We start from the raw sequence: 924 nt of genomic DNA, 5'->3' as shown, positions 1-924 counted from the left end.
GTCGTGTGTATACAGAACAACAGCGACAAACATTAGAGTTAATCTTATTGCTTAAAGATTTAGGTTGTGCGTTAAGCGATATAGATATGTTGCTAAAAGGTGAAGGTACTTTGAAGACACTCAATACTTTACTAACTATGAAACAACAAGAAATTAATCAACAAGTCAAACAGCAACAAGCGGTATTAAACAAAATTAAAAATGTTCAATATTACGTAAATAAAGCGTCGACGTCTCCAATCACACATTTAAAAGACATAGAGCATGTCATGAGTAAATCAGCTGAAATGAAAAGTATTCGTCGTAACATTTGGATTAGTGCGGGTATTATAGGAATAATTCAATATTCTAGCATTATAAGTGCAATTTTGATGAAAAATAAATGGCCGTTTCTAATTGCGTTGCCGTTTATGATTGGATACGGCATTGGTGTTACTTTTTATTACCAACAAAAGGTTGCCTATTTATGTCCTAACTGCCAGCATATATTCTCACCATCTTTATGGCAAGTTATCAAAGCGAAACATACTGCTACAACACGTCGATTCGAATGTCCAAACTGTCATGAAACGCATTATTGCATTGAAGTACCTAAAGCGCATATGAGTACAGAACAATTAGAAATATCCCACATACAACATAACAATTAAATCATTCGTGTGATAGTGACCATTCCCTTTAAATTTACATTGAAAAGGGATGGTCACTATTTTAGTACGCGTAAAGAAAGCGCTTGCAAACGATTAAGAACTATATTAACATACTTGTATACAAGTATGTCGTGTAATGAAGGAGTGGCTTTGATGATGTATGGATATCCAGAGAAATGGTTGGAAGGTATGACAACTGGAGAAGGTATCGCGGCAGAATTACGCTTAGGTATTGTGAATGGTCACATAGCTGAAGGTACGTTACTCACTGAAA

Annotated in this window: 1 protein-coding gene and 1 pseudogene; both read left to right on the top strand. The window is 35.1% G+C overall.

Features of this window, described 5'->3' with window-relative positions:
* The coding region (locus IDG60_RS16370; protein WP_206160931.1) for a MerR family transcriptional regulator at positions 1-650 on the top strand (650 nt) is incomplete at its 5' end.
* A gap of 153 nt (positions 651-803) precedes the next feature.
* Positions 804-924: pseudogene (locus tag IDG60_RS16365) on the top strand (GntR family transcriptional regulator); the annotation flags it as partial.

This window comes from Staphylococcus sp. EG-SA-2, from assembly GCF_017152085.1.
This window is presented reverse-complemented; position numbering and strand designations above follow the sequence as displayed.